Here is a 2,151-nt window from a genome sequence, read left to right on the forward strand (position 1 = left end):
CCGAGCAGGGTCTCCTCCGGGCCGGGCTGCCGCTCGGGCACGACCTCCTCCAGCACGCCGCCGGTGAAGCCCTGCAGGCTCAGCAGCGCCGAGCGCTGGACGTCGTCCTGGACGGCGGTGACCTCGCGGGTCTCCACCTCCATCAGCTCGGCGATCTCGGCGGTGGTGGGGGTGCGGCCGTGCTTGGAGACGAACTCGTCCTGGACGGCGTTCATCTTGCGGGCCTTCACGCGGACCGAGCGGCTCGCCCAGTCCTGGCCGCGCAGCTCGTCCATCAGGGCGCCGCGGACGCGGACCACCGCGAAGGCGGCGAAGGGGGCGCCGCGCGAGTCGTCGAATCTCTTGGCCGCGGCGACCAGCGCCAGGTTCCCGGCCGACATGAGCTCCTCGCGGCGGACGTGGACCGGCACCCGCGCCAGGACCTCGCGGACCAGGTGGCCCACCAGCGGGAGGTGCTTGACGATGAGCTCCTCGGCCTCCGCGGCGGTGCGAACCGACTTGACCGCCTGCGTCGCCTGCTCCTGAACCATCATGTCCACTCCCGAGGTCCTCGTCCGGGAGCCGTCTGTTCCCGGTGGTCCGGGAGCCGTCGTCCCGGTGACAGGGAGAAGATTCCGGCGCTCGGGTGAGCAGCCCGGTTGTTGCTTCGGTTGCCTATCGGTTGCGGATTTTTCGAGTCACAGGGGCAAAAACCTCAGGTGCCCGAGCGCCCTGCCGTTGCCGGGTGCAAGACCTGCTGACGGACCAGGTCAGGGACGAGGACTAGAGATGGGCCTGTCGGAGACATCCACGATTCTCTGGCGGCAGCGAGAGCTGCTGACCATGCTGCTGTACAAGCTGGAGGTGGAGAGCCTGGTGCTCGCCGCCGGTCGCACGAGGTGGCTCGGGGCTGCCACCCGCGAGGCCGAGCTGGTCCTGGAGCAGGTCCAGCGCACCGAGCTGCTGCGCACCATCGAGACCGACGAGCTGGCCGCTGAACTGGGGTTGCGGCCCGGCGCGAGTCTCGCCGAACTGGCCGACGCGGTCCCGGACAGCTGGCGGGAGGTGTTCACCGAGCACCGCAAGGGGCTCGTCGCCATCGCGGCCGAGATCGACGCCATCACGCGCTCCAACAAGGAGCAGCTCACCGCCGGCCAGCGCGCGGTCAACGAGGCGCTGCGCTTCGCGGGCGGCGCCAGCGGCCTCTACCGCGCCGACGGCTCCACCGCCTCCGGCGTGCCGATGTCCCGACTCGTGGACGAGGCGGTCTGAGCATGAGCAGCACCTTCTCGGGGATCACCAGCGCCCTCGGCGGGATGCAGGCCGCCAGGCGCGGCCTTGAGGTCGCGGGCCAGAACATCGCGAACGCCCGTACCGAGGGCTACTCGCGCCAGCGGGTGGAGACCGCCGCGGTCGGGGGAACCGCGAACGCGGCCTTCTACGCCACCCCGCCCGCCACGGCGGGCAGCGTCGAGGTCACCGGCGTCACCCGCATGGCTGACGCCTTCCTGGAGGCTCGTGGACGCACCGAGCACTCCAAGCAGGCCTACCTGGACGGTCGCGAGGAAATCCTCTCCACGACCGAGGGGCTGTTCGACGAGCCGAGCGACAACGGCCTGCAGGCCCAGCTGACCGGCATGTGGAAGTCCTGGACCGACACCGCCGACAACCCCGGCGACAGCGCGGTCCGCAACCAGCTCGTCGTCTCCTCCGGCGTGGTCGCCGACCGGCTCAACAACCTGGCGCAGACCCTCGGTGGCGAGTACACCGACACCAGGGGCAGGCTGGACAGCACCCTCAGCGAGATCAACACCGGCGCCCGCAGGCTCGCCGACCTCAACACCGCGGTCGTCCAGGCCAAGCAGCACGGCCTGCCCGCCAACGAGCTGCTGGACCAGCGCGACCAGCTCGCGCTGCGCCTGGTCGAGCTGACCGGCGGCACCACCTCCACCGGCGCGGACGGCTCGCTGGACGTGCAGCTGGGCGGGGTCTCCCTGGTCTCCGGCTCCACCGCCCGCTCGCTGACCCTCACCGGCTCGGCCACGCTCACCGGCGCCGCGGGCGACCCGGCCACCGTGCGCTGGAGCGACGACGCCAGCGCCGCCCCGCTCACCGGCGGTTCCGGCGGCGCGCTGCTGGAGGGCCTGACCACGATCATGCCTGACTACCTGG

The 2,151-nt window shown here is 71.6% G+C and carries 3 protein-coding genes; 2 read left to right on the plus strand and 1 reads right to left on the minus strand.

What is annotated here, in order from left to right:
• On the minus strand, nucleotides 1–533 hold a 533-nt coding region (locus tag ACTUAL_RS31745), incomplete at its 3' end, for a sigma-70 family RNA polymerase sigma factor (protein WP_440902807.1).
• Between the two features lie 235 nt (nucleotides 534–768).
• Between ACTUAL_RS31745 and flgN the strand changes: the two genes are divergently transcribed.
• Both flgN and flgK read left to right on the plus strand, forming a co-directional pair.
• Nucleotides 769–1,251, plus strand: coding sequence for a flagellar export chaperone FlgN (gene flgN / locus ACTUAL_RS31750; RefSeq protein ID WP_015801185.1), 483 nt, complete (start codon nucleotides 769–771; stop codon nucleotides 1,249–1,251).
• A gap of 2 nt (nucleotides 1,252–1,253) precedes the next feature.
• Nucleotides 1,254–2,151: flagellar hook-associated protein FlgK (gene flgK / locus ACTUAL_RS31755; protein WP_440902806.1), on the plus strand; the 898-nt coding region annotated here is incomplete at its 3' end.

The organism is Actinosynnema sp. (genome assembly GCF_052038725.1).

Coding starts and splice junctions, on each gene's coding strand:
- flgN (WP_015801185.1), top strand. CDS start 769: ATGGGCCTGTCGGAGACATCCACGATTCTCTGGCGGCAGCGAGAGCTG.